Annotated in this window: 13 protein-coding genes; 11 read left to right on the forward strand and 2 right to left on the reverse strand. The window is 73.1% G+C overall.

Translation table 11 applies throughout. The annotated features are described in order from the left end of the window. The first annotated feature begins 40 nt into the window (after window positions 1–40). From chrA to DOO78_RS22800, 6 genes are all read left to right on the forward strand, one after another. The gene (gene chrA, locus DOO78_RS22775; RefSeq protein ID WP_243634752.1) at window positions 41–1,327 is read left to right on the forward strand and encodes a chromate efflux transporter; all 1,287 of its coding nucleotides are present in this window, start codon (window positions 41–43) and stop codon (window positions 1,325–1,327) included. Beyond that, window positions 1,324–1,746, forward strand: a complete 423-nt coding sequence (locus DOO78_RS22780; RefSeq protein WP_111472192.1) for a hypothetical protein — start codon at window positions 1,324–1,326, stop codon at window positions 1,744–1,746. The genes chrA and DOO78_RS22780 overlap by 4 nt, the downstream gene beginning before the upstream one ends. 48 nt (window positions 1,747–1,794) lie before the next feature. After that, window positions 1,795–2,727 carry a DUF1259 domain-containing protein gene (locus tag DOO78_RS22785; protein WP_111472193.1) on the forward strand — a complete coding sequence of 311 codons (933 nt, stop codon included), beginning with the start codon at window positions 1,795–1,797 and terminating at the stop codon, window positions 2,725–2,727. Between the two features lie 48 nt (window positions 2,728–2,775). Continuing rightward, complete coding sequence (locus DOO78_RS22790; RefSeq protein ID WP_111472194.1) at window positions 2,776–3,765, forward strand: YncE family protein; 990 nt, start codon at window positions 2,776–2,778, stop codon at window positions 3,763–3,765. A 163-nt stretch (window positions 3,766–3,928) separates the two neighbouring features. Then, window positions 3,929–4,582: a hypothetical protein gene (locus DOO78_RS22795; protein WP_111472195.1), complete on the forward strand. Its 654-nt coding sequence runs from the start codon at window positions 3,929–3,931 to the stop codon at window positions 4,580–4,582. 101 nt (window positions 4,583–4,683) lie between these two features. Next, window positions 4,684–5,862 carry a tellurite resistance/C4-dicarboxylate transporter family protein gene (locus tag DOO78_RS22800; protein WP_111472196.1) on the forward strand — a complete coding sequence of 393 codons (1,179 nt, stop codon included), beginning with the start codon at window positions 4,684–4,686 and terminating at the stop codon, window positions 5,860–5,862. Between the two features lie 339 nt (window positions 5,863–6,201). Here DOO78_RS22800 and DOO78_RS22805 read toward each other — a convergent pair whose 3' ends face one another. Beyond that, window positions 6,202–8,586 (reverse strand): family 16 glycoside hydrolase, encoded by a 2,385-nt coding sequence (locus DOO78_RS22805; RefSeq protein WP_111472197.1) that lies wholly within the window; start codon window positions 8,584–8,586, stop codon window positions 6,202–6,204. 256 nt (window positions 8,587–8,842) lie between these two features. Here DOO78_RS22805 and DOO78_RS22810 point away from each other — a divergent pair, with 256 nt between their 5' ends. From DOO78_RS22810 to DOO78_RS22830, 5 genes are all read left to right on the forward strand, one after another. Continuing rightward, window positions 8,843–9,121 (forward strand): metal-sensing transcriptional repressor, encoded by a 279-nt coding sequence (locus tag DOO78_RS22810; RefSeq protein WP_111472198.1) that lies wholly within the window; start codon window positions 8,843–8,845, stop codon window positions 9,119–9,121. A 91-nt stretch (window positions 9,122–9,212) separates the two neighbouring features. Continuing rightward, window positions 9,213–10,901: an efflux RND transporter periplasmic adaptor subunit gene (locus tag DOO78_RS22815; protein WP_207803023.1), complete on the forward strand. Its 1,689-nt coding sequence runs from the start codon at window positions 9,213–9,215 to the stop codon at window positions 10,899–10,901. A gap of 4 nt (window positions 10,902–10,905) precedes the next feature. Next, the gene (locus DOO78_RS22820) at window positions 10,906–14,040 is read left to right on the forward strand and encodes an efflux RND transporter permease subunit (RefSeq protein WP_111472200.1); all 3,135 of its coding nucleotides are present in this window, start codon (window positions 10,906–10,908) and stop codon (window positions 14,038–14,040) included. 24 nt (window positions 14,041–14,064) lie between these two features. Beyond that, window positions 14,065–14,439, forward strand: a complete 375-nt coding sequence (locus DOO78_RS22825; RefSeq protein WP_207803024.1) for a hypothetical protein — start codon at window positions 14,065–14,067, stop codon at window positions 14,437–14,439. Between the two features lie 9 nt (window positions 14,440–14,448). After that, complete coding sequence (locus DOO78_RS22830; RefSeq protein WP_111472201.1) at window positions 14,449–15,771, forward strand: MFS transporter; 1,323 nt, start codon at window positions 14,449–14,451, stop codon at window positions 15,769–15,771. A gap of 130 nt (window positions 15,772–15,901) precedes the next feature. On the opposite strand, the gene DOO78_RS22835 is transcribed toward DOO78_RS22830, so the two are convergent. Continuing rightward, complete coding sequence (locus tag DOO78_RS22835) at window positions 15,902–16,597, reverse strand: recombinase family protein (RefSeq protein ID WP_111472202.1); 696 nt, start codon at window positions 16,595–16,597, stop codon at window positions 15,902–15,904. Between the last annotated feature and the right edge of the window lie 106 nt (window positions 16,598–16,703).

The raw sequence follows: 16,703 nt of genomic DNA on the forward strand, positions 1-16,703 counted from the left end.
CGAGGTGCCGGGTCTGCCCACCTTCGGCGAAGCCTTGCGAGTGTGGTTGAAGATCGGCCTGCTCTCCTTCGGCGGTCCGGCCGGACAGATCGCGCTGCTGCACCGCGAGGTGGTGGACGACCGCCGCTGGGTCTCCGACGCGCGTTTCCTGCATGCGCTCAACTTCTGCACCCTGCTTCCTGGGCCGGAGGCGCAGCAGCTCGCGACCTATCTCGGTTGGCTGTTGCACGGGGTGAAGGGCGGCATCGCCGCCGGCGCGCTGTTCGTGCTGCCGGGCGTGGCAGTCATGCTGGGGCTGTCCATCCTCTATGCGACGCTGGGCGAGGTGCCGATCGTCGCGGCGCTGTTCTTCGGCCTCAAGGCCGCGGTGCTGGTGCTGGTGATCGAGGCGCTGCTGCGGGTGGCCAGGCGGGCGCTGAAGACGAACGAGGCATGGGCGCTGGCCGGCGCCGCCTTCCTGGCGCTCTACGCCTTTTCCGTGCCCTTCCCGGTCGTGGTGCTGATTGCGGCGCTGATCGGCTATCTGGCGCCTGGGCACTTCCGCGCCGGCAGCCATGGCTCGGCGAAGGACGGTTCCCCGGCCGTGCTGGACGCGGTGCTCGCCGCCGACCCTGGGCGCCCGGCCCGGCTCGCGGCAAGCGCCTGGCGCGCCGGATGGGTCGCGGTCGCGCTCTGGGTCCTGCCGGTGGCGGCGCTGATGGCCCTCGGCGGCGGGGTCCTCGCCGATGTCGCCTGGTTCTTCTCGAAGATGGCGGTGGTGACCGTCGGCGGCGCCTACGCCGTGCTCGCCTACGTCGCGCAGGAGGCCGTGCAGGGCTACGGCTGGCTGACCGCGGACCAGATGCTGGTGGGCCTCGGCCTCGCCGAGACCACGCCCGGCCCGCTGATCCTCGTCCTCCAGTTCGTCGGCTTCCTGGCCGGGTATGGCGCCGGCGGGCTCGTCTTGGGCGTGCTGGCGTCGTTGCTCACCGTGTGGGTCACCTTCGCGCCCTGCTTCGCCTTCATCTTCCTCGGCGCCCCCTACGTCGAACGGCTGCACAACAACCGCGCACTGACGGGCGCCCTGGCCGCGGTGACGGCAGCGGTGGTGGGCGTGATCGCCAACTTGGCGCTCTGGTTCGGTCTGCGCGTGCTGTTCGCAGACGTCCGCCGGGTGGAGATCGGCCCGGCGACGCTTGACATGCCGGTCCTCGGCAGCCTGGACCCGCTCGCCCTGGCGCTCGCGGCCCTGGCCGCGGCCTGCCTGTTCGGCTTCAAGATCGGGCTGCTGCGGACCCTCGGCGTGACGGCTGCGGCGGGCCTTGTCCTGAGGATGGCGGGCTTGTGACGCGCCGGCTCCGCCTTCCCGCCTTCGGGATCCCCGCTGCTGCGGCGGCCGGGCTGTTGCTCGGCGCGGCGTGGCTCGGGGCCGTCGCGGCGGCCGAGCCGCAACGGGACGGTTTCCGCCGTCTGTCCGCCACGGAGATCCGCGCGCGCGTCGTCGGTCGCGAGATCACCGACGACTTCCATTGGGGCGAGTACTACCGCGGCGACGGCGTGCTGGTCCTGACCGACATGGGCCGCCGCAGCTTGGGCCGGTGGCGGATCGAGCGTGACCGGTTGTGTCGGCGGCGCGACCCGGCCGCCACCGGGTACGAGTGCTTCCAGGTCTGGGTGTCCGGCGACGAGGTCAGCCTGCGCCAGAGCGAAACGGACCGACCTTTCCCGGTCTTCATCCGGAGGCACGAAGGCGGCGCCGGCGGCTGACCGTCACCGGGCCAAGAGTTTGGGCGAAAACAACAGAGGAGAACGGCAATGTCATTTAAGCTCATGTTTCACGCCGCGCTGGCCGGGCTCGCCCTCGCGGCGTCGGTCGGCCTGGGCCACGCGCAGCACCAGGGTGCCGGTGCCGGCGGCCCACCCGATTGGCAGCGCACCGTCGCGTCCACGCTCGGCAAGCCGGGTACCCAGCAGGATGGCGGCGTCTATCGGGTGGCGCTGCCGCGCACCGACCTGAAGGTCACGGTGGACGGCGTCGAGATCCGCCCCGGCCTCGCACTCGGCTCCTGGCTCGCCTTCCACCCGCACGGGCAGGAGCTGATGGTGATGGGTGACCTCGTCCTGCTGCAACGTGAGATCGCACCGGTGATGCGCCGCCTGACCGAGGGCGGGATCGAGGTGACGGCGCTGCACAACCATCTGCTGCGTGCCGAGCCCACGACCATGTACCTGCATGTCGCAGGCCAGGGCGATCCAGCGCGGCTCGCCACCGCGCTGCGTGCGGCGCTGCAGGAGACGGCGACACCGCTGCAGGGTGCAGCCGCGTCGGCTGGCGATGACCGCATTGAGGGGCTCGACACCGCGACCATTGCCCGCGCCCTCGGCCGAGAGGGGCGCGCCAGCGGCGGGGTGTACCAGGTCAACGTCCCGCGTGCCGAGCGCATCACCGAGCGCGGGATGGAGGTGCCCACCGCCATGGGCATGCCGACCGTGATCAACTTCCAGGCCGCCGGCGGGGGTCGTGCCGCGACCACGGGCGACTTCGTGCTGACCGCGAACGAGGTCGTGCCCGTGCAGCGGGCCCTGGTCGAGCACGGCATCGAGGTGACCGCGCTGCACAACCACATGCTGCACGAGGAGCCTCGGCTGTTCTTCATGCACTTCTGGGGCGTGGACGACGCGGAGAAGCTCGCCCGCGGCCTGCGCGCGGCGCTGGAGCGTACGAACTCGGCGCAGGCGTCTCGCTGAGCGAGCGCTGCCGCCGCGGCGCAACAGATTCCGAACGGAGTGCCGCCCTTGTTCCTCGAAGTGAAGATCCCGCTCGGCGAGGTGCGCGGCCGCATCGACCACCTCGCCGCGGACATGGCTCGCCGCCGCCTGTTCGTCGCCGAGCTCGGCAACGACAGCATGGCCGTGATCGATGTGGATACCTGGGTGGTCGCGCACCGGATCCAGTGCCTGCGGGAGCCGCAGGGTGTGGCCTACGCGCCCGGGGCGGACATTGTCCTGGTCGCCAACGCCCGCGACGGTACGATCGAGCGCTTCCGGGGCGCCGATCTCGCGCCGCTCGGCCCGACGTCCCTGGACGCCGCCGCCGACAACCTGCGCCCCGATCCCGCCGGCGGGGGTGTCGTCTGGGTCGGTCACGGCGGCGCCGGGCATGGGGCACCCGGGGGCGGGGGCGGCCTGACGGCGCTCGATGCGGCGAGCGGGCGGCCCGCCGGCGCGTCGATCCCCCTCGCCGCCCATCCGGAGTCCTTCCAGCTCGAGGCGGGCGGGCCGCGCGCCTTCGTCAACATCCCGGGCGCGGGCGGCGCCATCGCGGTCCTCGACCGGGCCGCGCGGCGGCACGTCGCCACCTGGTCCGTGCCGGGGCTCGGGGCCAACTTCCCCATGGCGCTCGACGAATCCCGCGGGCGCCTGTTCGTGGCCTTCCGTGAACCGGCGGCCCTCGCCGTCCTCGACCTGAAGGACGGCTCGGTGCTCGGCCGGCTTCCGTTGAGCGGCGACGCGGACGACCTCTTCCTCGATGCGCACCGGTGCCGCCTCTACGCCGTCTGCGGCGAAGGCGCCGTAGACGTGTTCGAGGACCAGCCGGCACCGGAGACGCCAGGCAGTGGGCGAGGGCCCGCGCCGTCCCCGCACCGGATCGCCCGCGTGCCGACGGCGGTCGGCGCCCGCACCGGGCTGTTCGTGCCCGAGCTGGACCGGCTGTTCGTTGCAGCGCGCGCCGGCCCACACGGGCCGGCCGCCATCTGGGTGTTCCAGCCCGACCCCCCGCCCTGAACCCAAGGAGGTACGCACGATGCGCAACCGTCCCCTGCCGGCCGCCACCACCGTTCCCGCCGGCCCGAACGGCCCGGGTGGAATGCCGGCGCCGCGGCACCGGCCAGGACGCCGGTCCGGTCGCCAAGCCGAACCCCGCTCGGGACAGCGGACCGCCGCCTTCATGCGCCGGGTCGCACTGCTCGCCCTGGCTCTCCTCACCACCGTGGGGGGCGCCGCCGTGGCGCAGGGGCAGCAGCAGCCCCGCACCTTCGAGGACGCACCCACAGGGGCGCCGCCGCCCGGCTTCTCCTTCGCGCTGACGGGCCGAGGCGAGCCGGTGCGCTGGGTGGTGCTGGAAGATCCGTCCGCGCCGGCGGGCGCGAAGGTGGTGGCCGAGACCAGCCAGGATCGCACCAGCGACCGGTTCCCGCTGGCGATCCTGGACGGCTTCAATGCGCGCGACGTGGCGGTCTCGGTGCGGTTCCGGCCGGTGTCCGGCACGGTGGACCAGGCGGCGGGGCTGGTGGTGCGGCTGCGCGATCCGCGCAACTACTACATCGCGCGGGCGAACGCGCTCGAGAACAACGTCCGCCTCTACCGCGTCGTGGACGGCCGCCGGACCCAGTTCGCCGGCGTCGACGTGCCGGTGCCGCGCGATCGGTGGCAGTCCCTTGGGCTGCGGGTCGAGGGCGACCGGCTCGCGGTCTCGCTCGACGGCCGCGAGCTCTTCACCGCAACCGACCGCACCTTCCGCGAGGCGGGGCGGGTCGGGCTGTGGACCAAGGCCGACAGCCTCACCCACTTCGACGGCCTCGAGGTTCAGATCCTGCAGTAGCCGTGCCCCTGGTGGTCCGGAACGCGGCTGAGCCACACCCAGAGCCGACGTCTCGAGCCGGAGTTCGGGACCAGGGACGTGGGGACGACACCGAGGCGCGAATGCCCGATCAGAAGCCCACCACGGTCCCCTTGGTCCCGGCGACGACGCCCGGGCGGGAGGAGCCGAGCGGACCGCCCGGGTCGCGTCCACCCGACGGCCGGGGCCCGGGCAAAGCGGGGTGGGATTGGCTCGCCACCTTCCCCCCCGGCTACTTCGCCCTGGTCATGGCCACCGGCATCGTCTCGACCGCGACGCACCTCCTCGGGGTGCCGCTGGTGCCCGGCGCGCTGTTCGCGGTCAATCTCGCCGCCTACCCGGTCCTCTGGGTGATCACCTTGGCGCGCCTGGTGCGGTTCCCCGCCGCCTTCTTCCGGGACATGGGCGACCACGCGGCGGGTCCTACCTTCCTCGCCAAGGTCGCCGCGACCGGCGTGCTCGGTACCCAATTCGCCCTCATGACCCCGTACCGGGGCATCGCCCTGGCGTTGTGGGTCCTCGCCGCCCTGCTCTGGCTGGTCCTGACCTACGCGCTCCTCGCGGCCGTGACGCTGGCCGACCCGAAGCCGCCCATCGAGCGGGCGCTGGGCGGCGCCTGGCTGCTCGTCGTGGTCTCGACCGAGTCGATCTGCGTGCTGGGCACGGCCGTCGCGGACGTGACGCCCCGACCGGACGTCGTGGCCTTCGCCTGCCTGTGCGCCTTCCTGCTCGGCGGCCTCTCCTACGTGATCCTCATCACGCTGATCGCCTATCGCTGGCTCTTCCACCACATGACCGCGGAGGCGCTCGCACCGCCGTACTGGATCAACATGGGCGCGGCGGCGATCACCGCCCTGGCGGGGGCCAGCCTCACGCTCTACACGCGCGCCCACGCGGACGGTGCCGTGTCGCCGGAGCTGCTGCAGGTCCTGCCCGTGCTGACGGCGGGGGCCTGGGCCGCTGCCACCTGGTGGATCCTCCCTCTCGCCGCCGCCGCGGTCTGGCGGCACGCGGTCCGGCGCCTCCCGCTCGCCTACGACCCGCAGCACTGGTCGGTGGTGTTCCCGCTCGGCATGTACGCCGCCGCCACGGCGACCTACGCCCAAGCCGCCGGGCACGACTTCCTGATGCCCTTGGCGCGGCTGTTCGCGTGGGCCGCGCTCGCGGCGTGGCTCGCCGCCGGCGCCGGCCTGCTGCTCCGCTGGGCGCGGCACGCACCCCGGCTCTGCGGTCGGGCACTCGACCGGGCCGACGCGCGGTAGGGCGACGCCCCAAGGACTTGGCACGGTTCAGTTGCTCGCGCCGTCAGCGCCCACTCCGGACCGGCGCCGAGCCGCTGCCGGTCGGATGGAGCAGACCGGGCCGGGCACACCGGCGCGCAAGGCGCCGCCCTCCTCCACCGAGCGGCCGACGACGCCGCGGGCGTGCTGCCGACGCCGACGACAGCCGAAGGGGCGATCTCCTCCTGGAGCTCCTCGCTGGCGTTTTGCGGGCCGCGGTCGTGCCGGACGGGCAAGTCCCAGGCGTTGCCATCGCCGAACGCGCCGAAAATCGCGCGGCTCCAGCCGCGGCGGCGTTCCCGCGGAGGCCTCCGGTCGGGATCAGAGGCTGCGGACCTGCAGGTTCCGGAACTGCACCGTCGATCCCGCGCCGTGGTTCTGCAGCCCGATGTGGCCACGCCGCGGCCGCACGTCGTCGACGATGAAGTCCGTCACCACCTTGGTGCCGTTGAGCGTCACGTTGATCTTGTCGCCGCGCGCCTCGATTTCGTAGGCGTTCCAGTCGCCGGGTGCCTTCGACGCCAGCGCCGAGGACGGCGCGAAGGAGTAGACCGCGCCGGTGCGGTGCTTCGCGTCGCCCTGCTGCCCGGTGTCCGGGTTGAAGCCGGTGTCGTCGATCTGGATCTCGTAGCCGCGGTTGACGGCGCGCCGCCAGTCCACGCCCGCGTCGCTGCTGTTGAGCGGCGGGAACCGGATGAAGACGCCGGAATTGTCCTCCTTCTTGCCGGCGCGCCATTCGAGCCGGAGCAGGAAGTCCCCGAACTGCTCGCGCGTGTACCAGAGCAGGCCGATGCCGCCGAAGCCCTCCAGCACGCCGCCCGGCAGGACGCGGAAGCCGCCGCTCCCCGCCATCAGCCAGCCCACCAGCGAGCCCCCGGCGGCGAGGGGCTTGAAGCTCGCATCCGGCTTCGGCAGCAGCGCCTTGGCGGCCGCGCGGGCCGTCTTGCGCGCGAGCGCCAAAGCCGTCAGCGAGGGATTCGCCGAGCCGACGGTCGGGAACAGGGCCGGGCCAGCGACGTAGGCGTTCCCAACGTGGTGGAAACGCCCGTCGGCGTCGGTGAGCCCCGCGCCGGGCGGGCCCATCCAGAGCGTGCCGGCCTCGTGGTGGGTGGAGCCGATGTTGTCGCGGACCTTCCCGTCGGGCGGGGGCTCATCCCCGGACTTCCAGCCGCCGTCGTAGAACCACTGGAGGTCCTCGGGCTTGTTCTTCGCCAGGGCCCTCGCCGTGTCGGCCGCGGCCTTGTCCATGGCCTGCCACACCTGGCGGTCGCCGGGCGTGTCGACCAGGTTCACCCAGGCGCGGGGCATGCCGAACTGGTCGCGCTGGTCGGCATCCTTGGCGAGGTTCATCCAGCTCCTGGCCAGGTCCTTCGGCCCGTCAGGCGGCGCGATCGTCCGGTCGCCCTCCATCTCGCCGATGCCCCGCAGGATGACGACGACCCAATTGGGGTTCTGGCTCGCCTTGAGGTCCTGCAGGTGGTCCAGGTCGGGGATGGCGGTGAAGAGGTTGCCCTCGGCGTCGGTGCCCTCCGACGGCGCGCAGGTGACCTGGATGTGGAACTGCCGCGGCTCGCCGCCGACCTTGACCGAGCCACGCAGCAGGAAGGCCGCGGTCTCGAGCTCGGCAGGCTTGGGCGGGAGGCCCAGCGCGGAGCGCCGGACGCGCACGACGGTGTTGCTGCGAAGGTGCGCCATCAGGTTGGCGCCCATGCCGTCCGCCGGGAAGGAGGCGAGTGCGAGGCGGGTGGTCTCGATCGTGCCGGCGGCGAGGACGACGACGGGGTCCTCGACGAGCTCCTGGCCCGCCCGTAGGAAGCGCTGGACCCCGTTCTCGCGGACCTCGATCCGACGGACCCGGCCCGTGCCGTCGGTCTGCAGCCCGGTGACCTGCGTGCGCGGCACGAGCATGATCCGGCGCCGCGAATTGTCGTTCAGCGTCCAGCGGCGGGCGACGTCGTCGCGCAGGGCGTCGATCAGCAGGTTGGCGCTGCTGTACTTGTCGAAGCTGAAGAGGGCGCCGTCCGGGGCCTGCCCTTGGATCGCGAGGGGCGTGTTGTCCTCGAGGGCGAGCTTCAGGCCCGGGATCGCGGCGGCGAAGGCCGCTCGGACGACCTTGCTGAAGTCGGTCTCGAGGTAGTCCGTCGGCTCGGCGACACCGATCTCCTGCTCCACGAAGACGTAGTTCTCGGCCGCGTCGTCCAGGAGGTGCTTGCGCACCTCATCGGGCCAACGCTTGAGGTCGTCCGCGACGAGCCGCGGCGCCCAGCCGCCCCAGAAGACCGAGCGCCCGCCGACGCAATAGGCCAGGCCGGGGAAGGCGCGGTCGCTGTGCCAGGGGAAGCCCCAGACGACGTTCTGCGTCCCGGGGTCCTCGGCGTTGGTCCGCACCACCCGCGCGCCCGGCGCGTTGAGTCCGATCTTCGGCAGGTTCTGCAGGTGGGTGGTGACGAGGAGTGCGCCGGCGTCCAGCACAAGGATGCGCAGGTTTCCTTCGTCGCCGAAGCGGTAGAGCTTGTCGGCGCAGTAGCCGCCGAACATGCCGGCGCCGACGACGACCGCGTCGAACGGCGCGCCGCCGTTGCCGGTGACCGCCTCGTCCCAGGTGCTGCAGACGTAGCGCCCGACGAGGTCGTGCGCGAAGGCGGTCTGCTGGAAGTCCTGGGGGATGCTCGGATTCGGCACCAGCAGCGGCAGTTGTTGCGGCATCGAAGCGGCCCTCCTCCGGCTCACGCTATGCCACTCGGCACCCGGCGGTCACGAACCGTCTGTGACCAGGCGCACGTCGCGCCACCGTGCGGCCAGGCGACGGACGGCGGGCCGAGAGGCTGGCTCCGTCGCGCCCTCCCCAGGTGCGCCGCACCCGCGCAAGGGCGACCCCAGACGCGACCAGAGCCGCTCTTGGGCCGAGTGCCGCTCAAAACGAGCTTGAGCCTATGCTCTCCCCTGGGATAGGATGAAAGACATGACCGAGCCTCATGTCCACCGTAGCCACCCCGATGTGGTGAAGCGCCTTAGGCGCGCCGCCGGACACCTGCAGGGCGTGATCGAGATGATCGAGGCCGGGCGCTCCTGCCTCGACCTCGCCCAGCAGCTGCATGCGGTCGAGGCGGCCATCGCCAACGCCAAGCGGACGCTGATCCACGACCACCTCGACCACTGCCTCGACCACGTCGTCGGCGCCGTGCCGCGCGCCGAGCGCGGGCCGATCGACGAATTCAAGGCCATCACGAAATACCTCTGACCCGCCCGGCGATCCGACGCACCCCATGCCGAGCCCGCTGCAGCCTCACCGTGCCCGCTCGCCCCTGTTGAGGGCGATCGCGCTCGCCGCCATGCTCGTCCTGCCCGCGGCGGCACCGCCTGCCCGCGCGGGCGGCGGGGACGACCACACCCACGGCCCGGCGGAGCACGAGACGGTCACCGCTGCCGCCGCCCGGACCCGGCTCGCCGTGCAGTCCGAGACCTACGAGCTCGTCGCCATCCGCACCGGCCCGGAGACCCTGACCCTCTACCTGGACCGCACCGCCGACAACGCGCCCGTCGCCGACGCGGCGATCGAGGCGACGCTGGGAGAGGAGACGCTGCGCGCCGAACCGCAGCCTGACGGCACCTTCCTGCTGCGCTCGCCGCGCCTGCTTGCCCCGCCGGCATCCCTGGAGATGGTCTTCTCCATCACGGCGCCGGGCGGCGATGACCTGCTCATCGGCGAATGGCCGGCGGAGCCCGTCCCGCCCCCCGCGGCGAGCCTCGCCCACGTCCACGAAGGCCTGATCGACGACCTGCTGCACCATCCCTGGCTGGCGCTGGGCGGCATCTTCGGGCTCGGTCTGCTGTTCGGTATCCTGCTGCGGGGGGGTGGACGCCCGTCGGGCGGACGCCGCCTGCCCCGGGAAGTCCTCTCCGCCCTCCTGGCGTTCGGCCTCGGCGCCGCGCCCGGTGCCGCGCGCGCCGGCGACGGCGACCATAGCCATGGTCCCTCGGCGCCGGCGGCAGCGGCGGGCCAGCGCCCCACGGTGGACACGCCGCGCCGCCTGCCGGACGGCACCGTCTTCCTGCCGAAGCCGAGCCAGCGCCTGCTGGAGATCCGCACCGCCATCGCGGCGCCGGAGACGGCGCACCGCACCATCACGCTGATCGGCCGGGTCGTGACCGACCCCAACCGCGGGGGGCTGGCGCAGAGCGCGGTTGGCGGCCGGGTCATCCCGCCCGAGAGCGGCCTGCCGCGGCTGGGCCAGGCGGTCAGGCGGGGCGAGGTGCTGGCCCTGGTGGAGCCGCCGCTCCCCGCCGCGGACCGCACCACCATCGCCGAGCGCCTCGGCGAGATCGACCAGCTCATCGCCGCGGCCGAGGCGCGGCTGCAGCGCGCCCGCAGCCTCGCCGCGACCGGCGCCGGCACCCGCGTGCAGGTGGTGGACACCGAGATCGAGCTCGAGGGGCTGCGCCGCCGGCGGGCCATGGTGCGGGAGAACCGCGTGGCGCCCGAGGAGCTGCGCGCGCCCTCGGACGGCGTCATCGCCAGCGCCCGCGTCGTCGCCGGCCAGGTCGTGCAGGCGCAGGACGTGCTGTTCCAGGTCGTCGACCCCAAGGGGCTCTGGGTCGAGGCGCTGGCGCACGGCGCCGATGCCGCGGCCCTGAACATCCAGGGCGCGACCGCCTCGGCCGCCGGCGGCGCGCCGATGCGCCTCGCCCTGCAGGGCTTCGGGCGGGCGCTGCAGCAGCAGGCGACGCTGGTGCAGTTCGCCATCCTCGACCCGCCGCCGGGGCTGAGCGTCGGCCAGCCCGTCACCGTCTCGGCCCAGCTCGGCGCGCCGGTGGAGGGGATCGTGGTGCCGCGCTCGGCGCTGGTGCGCGGCGGCAACGGCGAGGCGATGGTCTGGCGCCACACCGCCCCGGAGGTGTTCGAACCCGCGCCGGTCCGCACGGAGCCGCTGGACGCCGGCCGCGTGCTGCTGGCGGCCGGGGTGCCGGCCGGCTCACGCGTGGTGGTGCGTGGCGCCGACCTGATCAACCAAGTGCGCTGAGCCGATGTTCAACCTGCTGGTCAGCGCGTCGCTCCGCAACCGGCTGCTCGTGCTGGCCGCCGCCGCCGTCCTCGTCGTCTACGGCGCGCTGACCCTGCCGCGCGTCCCGGTCGACGTCTTCCCCGACCTCAACCGCCCGACCGTCACCCTGCTGACCGAGGCCGAGGGTCTCGCCCCGCAGGAGGTCGAGCAGCTCGTCACCTTCCCCATCGAGACCGCGATGAACGGCATGCCGGGCGCGGTGCGGGTGCGCTCGGTCTCCGGCGTCGGGCTGTCGGTGGTCTACGTCGAGTTCGACTGGAGCGCCGAGATCTACCGCGCCCGCCAGCTCGTGGCCGAGCGCCTCGCCCTGGTGCGGGAGACGCTGCCGCGCGGCGCCAACCCCATCATGGGCCCGGTCACCTCCATCATGGGCGAGATCATGCTGCTCGCCGTGACCGGCGAGGGGGTGGGCCCGATGGAGGTGCGCGAGGTCGCGGACTTCGTCCTCCGCCCGCAGCTTCTGGCGATCCCCGGCGTCGCGCAGGTCATCCCGATCGGCGGCGAGGTCCGGCAGTACCGCGTCACCCCGGACCCGGCGGCGATGCTGGCGCTGGACGTGACGCCCGAGCAGGTGGAGGCCGCGGCGCGCCGCTTCGGCACCAACACCGGCGGCGGCTTCATCGACCAGCACGGCCGGGAATACCTGATCCGCAACGTCGGGCTGACCCGCCGGCTCGAGGACCTGCGCGACATTCCGGTGGCGCAGCGCCCGGGCGAGGCGCACCCGATCCTGCTGCGCCAGGTGGCGCAGGTGGAATTCGCGGCGCGGCCGAAGCGCGGGGACGCCGGCTACCGGGGCGCGCCCGCCGTCGTCGTCAGCATCCAGAAGCAGCCGGCGGCCGACACGCTGGCGGTGACCGCGCGCATCGAGGCTGCGCTGGCCGAGATCCAGCGCAGTCTCCCGCCCGGCATCACCGCGACCAACGTGAAGTTCCGCCAGGCGAGCTTCATCGAGGCGTCGATCGACAACCTCCGTGCCGTCTTGGCCGAGGCGACGGTCGTCGTCGCCGTCATCCTGATCCTCTTCCTGATGGACGTACGGGCGACCGCCATCTCGCTGGCGGCGATCCCGATCTCCATCCTGGTCACCGTGCTGGTCTTCCAGGCAATAGGCCTGACCATCAACACGATGACCCTCGGCGGGCTCGCCATCGCCATCGGTGAGCTGGTGGACGACGCGGTGGTGGACGTCGAGAACATCCTCCGGCGCCTGCGCGAGAACGCCGCGCTCGCCGCGCCGCGCCCGGTGCTGGAGGTGGTGGCGACGGCAAGCCAGGAGGTGCGATCCGGCATTGTCTACGCGACCATGATCGTGGTGCTGGTCTTCGTCCCCCTCTTCGCGCTGCCCGGGATCGAGGGGCGGCTCTTCGTACCGCTCGGCATCGCCTACATCGTGGCGATCCTGGCGAGCCTCCTCGTCTCCATCACCGTCACCCCGGTGCTGTCCTACTTCCTGCTGGCGCAGCGGCGGGAGGCGGCGCATCGCGGTGACGGCGTCGTGCTGCGCAGCCTGAAGCGCGGCAACGAGGCACTGCTGCGCTGGGCGATGGGGCGCCCGCGTGCGATCTTCCTTGCCGCGGGGCTGCTCGCCGCCGGCGCGGCCGTGGCCGCGACGCAGCTGCCGCGCGCCTTCCTGCCGCCCTTCAACGAGGGCACCGCGCTGGTGGCGCTGACCTTCCGGCCCGGCATCTCCCTCGCCGAATCGAGCCGGCTCGGGGCGGTCGCGGAACGGCTGGTGGCGGAAGTGCCTGAGGTCGCCTCGGTCGGGCGCCGCACCGGGCGGGCGGAGCTCGACGAGCACGCCGAGGGCGTGCATTTCAGCGAACTCGACGTCGCGCTGCGCCGATCCGGCCGGCCGCGCGCTGAGGTGCTGGCCGACATCCGCGCCCGACTCGCCGTCCTGCCCGGGGCGGTCAGCCTCGGCCAGCCGATCCAGCACCGGCTCGACCACATGCTCTCCGGCGTGCGGGCGGAGATCGCGGTCAAGCTCTTTGGCCCGGATTTCGACGCGCTCGGCACGCTCGCCGAGGGGCTGCGCGCCCGCTTCGCCCGCATCCCCGGCGCGGTGGACGTGCAGGTCGAGCGCCAGGTGCGCATCCCGCAAGTGCGCATCCTGCCCGACTACGCCCGCGCCGCGCTCTACGGCATATCCCCCGCCGTGCTGACCGAGGCGCTGGAGGGGCTCGCGAACGGGCGGACCGTGTCGCAGATCGTCGAGGGTAACCGGCGCTTCGACGTGGTGGTCCGCCTCGCCGACCGCGACCGATCGACTTCTGGTCTCGGCGACCTGCTGCTGCCGACACCGACCGGCCATGTCCCACTGCGCCTCGTCGCCGACATCGAGGAGACGGACGGCCCGAACCAGGTCCTGCGCGAGGGCGGGCAGCGCAGGATCGTCATCTCCGCCAACACCGACGGACGGCGCGACGCCGCCTCGATCGTCGCCGAGATGCGCCAGGCGATCGCGGAGGCGCGCCTGCCCGAGGGGTACTCGGCGCGCATCGAGGGGCAGTTCCAGGCGCAGGAGGAGGCGACGCGCATCATCGCGCTGCTTTCCCTCGTCTCCCTCGCCCTGGTCTTCATCGTGCTCTACAGCCGCTACCGCTCGACAGCGCTGGCGCTGATCGTCATGGGCAACATCCCGCTGGCGCTGATCGGCAGCGTCGCCGCGCTCTGGATCGCGGGGCTCTCGCTCTCGGTCGCCTCCATGGTGGGCTTCATCACGCTGGCCGGCATCAGCGCCCGCAACGGCATCCTGAAGATCAGCCACTACATCAACCTGGCCCTGCTGGAGGGCGAGCGCTTCGGCCCGGCGCTGGTGCTGCGCGGCAGCCGGGAGCGCCTGGCGCCCGTGCTCATGACCGCGCTCTCGGCCGGGCTGGCGCTGATCCCCCTGCTCTTCGGGGCGGGGGAGCCGGGGCGCGAGATCCTCCACCCGGTGGCGGTGACCATCTTCGGCGGGCTGGTCAGCGCGACGCTCCTGGACGCGCTGCTGACGCCGCTGCTCTTCCTCGCCTTCGGCCGCAAGCCTCTGGAACGCCTCGCCTTGGCTCGGAAGGCGGACCGCACCGCGCCGTCCGCCGTCGAGGCCTACTGAACCAACCTGGAAGGAAACCACGGCATGATCCGGCGCACCCTGATCCTTGGCCTGACGCTCGCTATGCCCCTGGCGGCAATCGCTCAGGAGCAGCGCGGGCCGAATGGCGGTCGCGTCGTCGTCGCCGACGGCCACCCGGTGGAGTTCGTGCCGAACGGCGCCGAGCTCGTCTTCTACCTTCGGGACGACGACCGCGCGGGCAGCCCAATGCGCACGCGCGGCCTGACCGGGCGCGCGGTGGTGCAGCAGGGCGGGCAGACGATCACCGTGCAGCTTGCCGGCGCCGAGCCCAACCGGATGGTGGGCCAGATGGATCAGCCGCTCGCGCCAGGTGCGCGGGTGGTCTTCTCGGCCTCGGCCGGTGGCCACAGGCTGCAGGCGCGGTTCACCAACGACTGAGGCAGGGCAGTGCTGTCGCCCCTCGCCCACCGCACCTACCGCCACCTGTTCCTGGCGCAGGTGCTCTCACTGCTCGGCACCGGGCTGGCGACGGTGGCGCTCGGACTGCTCGCCTACGAGGTCGCGGGCGCCGACGCGGGCGCGGTGCTGGGAACGGCGCTGACGCTGAAGATGGTGGCCTATGTGGGGCTGGCGCCCGTCGCCGGCGCCTTCGTCGGCCTGGTGCCACGCCGCGCCCTGCTGGTTGCGCTCGACCTGCTGCGCGCCGGCATCGCCCTGCTGCTGCCCTTCGTCACCGAGGTCTGGCAGGTCTACGTGCTGGTCTTCGTGCTGCAGGCCGGCTCGGCCGCCTTCACGCCGACCTTCCAGGCGACCATCCCGGACGTGCTGCCCGACGAGGCCGAGTACACCAGGGCGCTCTCGCTCTCCCGCCTCGCCTATGACCTGGAGGCGCTGGCAAGCCCGGCGATCGCCGCCGGGCTGCTGGGCCTGGTCGGCTTCCACTGGCTGTTCGCGGGCAACGCCCTCGGCTTCCTCGCCTCGGCGGCGCTAGTGTTGTCCGTGCAGCTGCCCTCGCCGAAGCCGCCCGAGGCAGCAGAGGGCGCCTGGGCGCGCATCACGCGGGGCAGTCGCATCTATCTCGCCACGCCCCGGCTGCGCGGCCTGCTGGCATTGAACCTGACCGTGGCGGGGGCGGGGGCCATGGTCATCGTCAACACCGTGGTGCTGGTGCGCGGCGAATTCGGGCTCGGCCAGAGTGAGGTGGCCTGGACGCTCGCCGCCTACGGGTTCGGCTCGATGCTGGCGGCGCTGGCGCTGCCGCGCCTGCTGGACCGGGCGGCGTCGGACCGCACCGCCATGCTCGTGGGCGCGGCGCTGCTGGTGGCGGGCCTGCTGCTCGGCACCACGGTGCCGTCATGGCCGGTGCTGCTGCCGCTCTGGGCGCTGCTCGGGCTCGGCAACGGACTGGTCCTGACCCCGGCCGGCCGGCTCCTGCGGCGCTCCGCCGCCGCGGGCGACCGGCCCGCGCTGTTCGCCGCGCAGTTCGCGCTGAGCCACGCCTGCTGGCTCGTCGCCTACCCGCTGGCCGGGCACATGGGCGCGGCGGCAGGGCTCGACGCGACCTTCCTCGCCCTCGCCGCCCTGGCGGGGCTGGGCTGCGCCGGCGCGGCGGTGCTGTGGCCGCGCGGCGACGGCGCGGCGGTCGAGCACGTCCACCGGGACCTGCCGGACGAGGACGCGCACATCGCTGAAGCCGAGTCGGTTCCGGGCGGCGGCTTCCGCCACCGGCACGCCATGGTCTTCGACGCGCGGCATCCTGACTGGCCGTGATCACCGATGCGCGTTTGGATTCGCTGCGCTGCGGGCGAGTCCAGCCTTCGTCCTATGGCGTGTCGCCGCTTGTTCGTGTTAACGCCCACCGCGAGCGTGTCGCGGCAGGAATGCGACACTGGCCCCGTCCTCACCTTGCCACCCGGTCCAGTACGCGCCTCACCTGCTGAGGCATCCAACGCTCGCCACCACGCGGCGTGCGCACGCCGCGCGCGGTGAGCGCGTCGGCGAGCTGCTGCAGCGTCGTGGCCCCTGCCCTGCGCGCCGCGTCGAGGTAGGGCGCGACCTCGGCCGCGCGCCGCGCCGCGCCCGCCGACCAGGCCGCGCGCGCGTCCGCCGCAGTGGTAGCATCGCCTGGCCTGAGGCGCGGGTTGCCGAGCCGCACGCCGCGTGCCCGTGCCGCCGCGAGCGCGGCCTTCGTGCGCGCGCTCGTCATGCGCGCCTCCTCCTCGGCGACGAGGGCCATGACGCCGACGGTGAGGCGGTTGGCGTGCGGCATGTCGGCGGCGACGAACTCGACGCCGGCCTTCTCGAGGCCGAGCAGGAAGTGGGCGTCGCGGGCGAGGCGGTCGAGCTTGGCGATCAGCAGCACGGCGCGCCGCGCCCGGCACTCGGCGAGGGCCAGGGCGAGCTGGGGCCGGTCGCCGCGGCGGCCACTCTCCACCTCCTCGAAGGCAGCGGCCACCGTCCCGCCGCGGCCGGCGGCGTGCCGGGCGACGGCCTCGCGCTGCGCCTCCAGCCCGAGGCCGGAGCGGCCCTGCTTGTCGGTGCTCACCCGGTAGTAGGCGACGAAGCGGGGCCCGGCAGGGGCGGGGGTAGGGTCCATCGGCTGTCAAGCTGCCCCATCCGGCACGTTTTCACAATCTGAAAGGAGCGTTTGAAGGAATGTGAATTACGCCATCAGGGTCGGTTTGCTGCGAAACTCGTATTTC

The sequence above is a fragment of the Roseicella frigidaeris genome, assembly GCF_003258945.1.
Lineage (GTDB): Bacteria > Pseudomonadota > Alphaproteobacteria > Acetobacterales > Acetobacteraceae > Paracraurococcus > Paracraurococcus frigidaeris.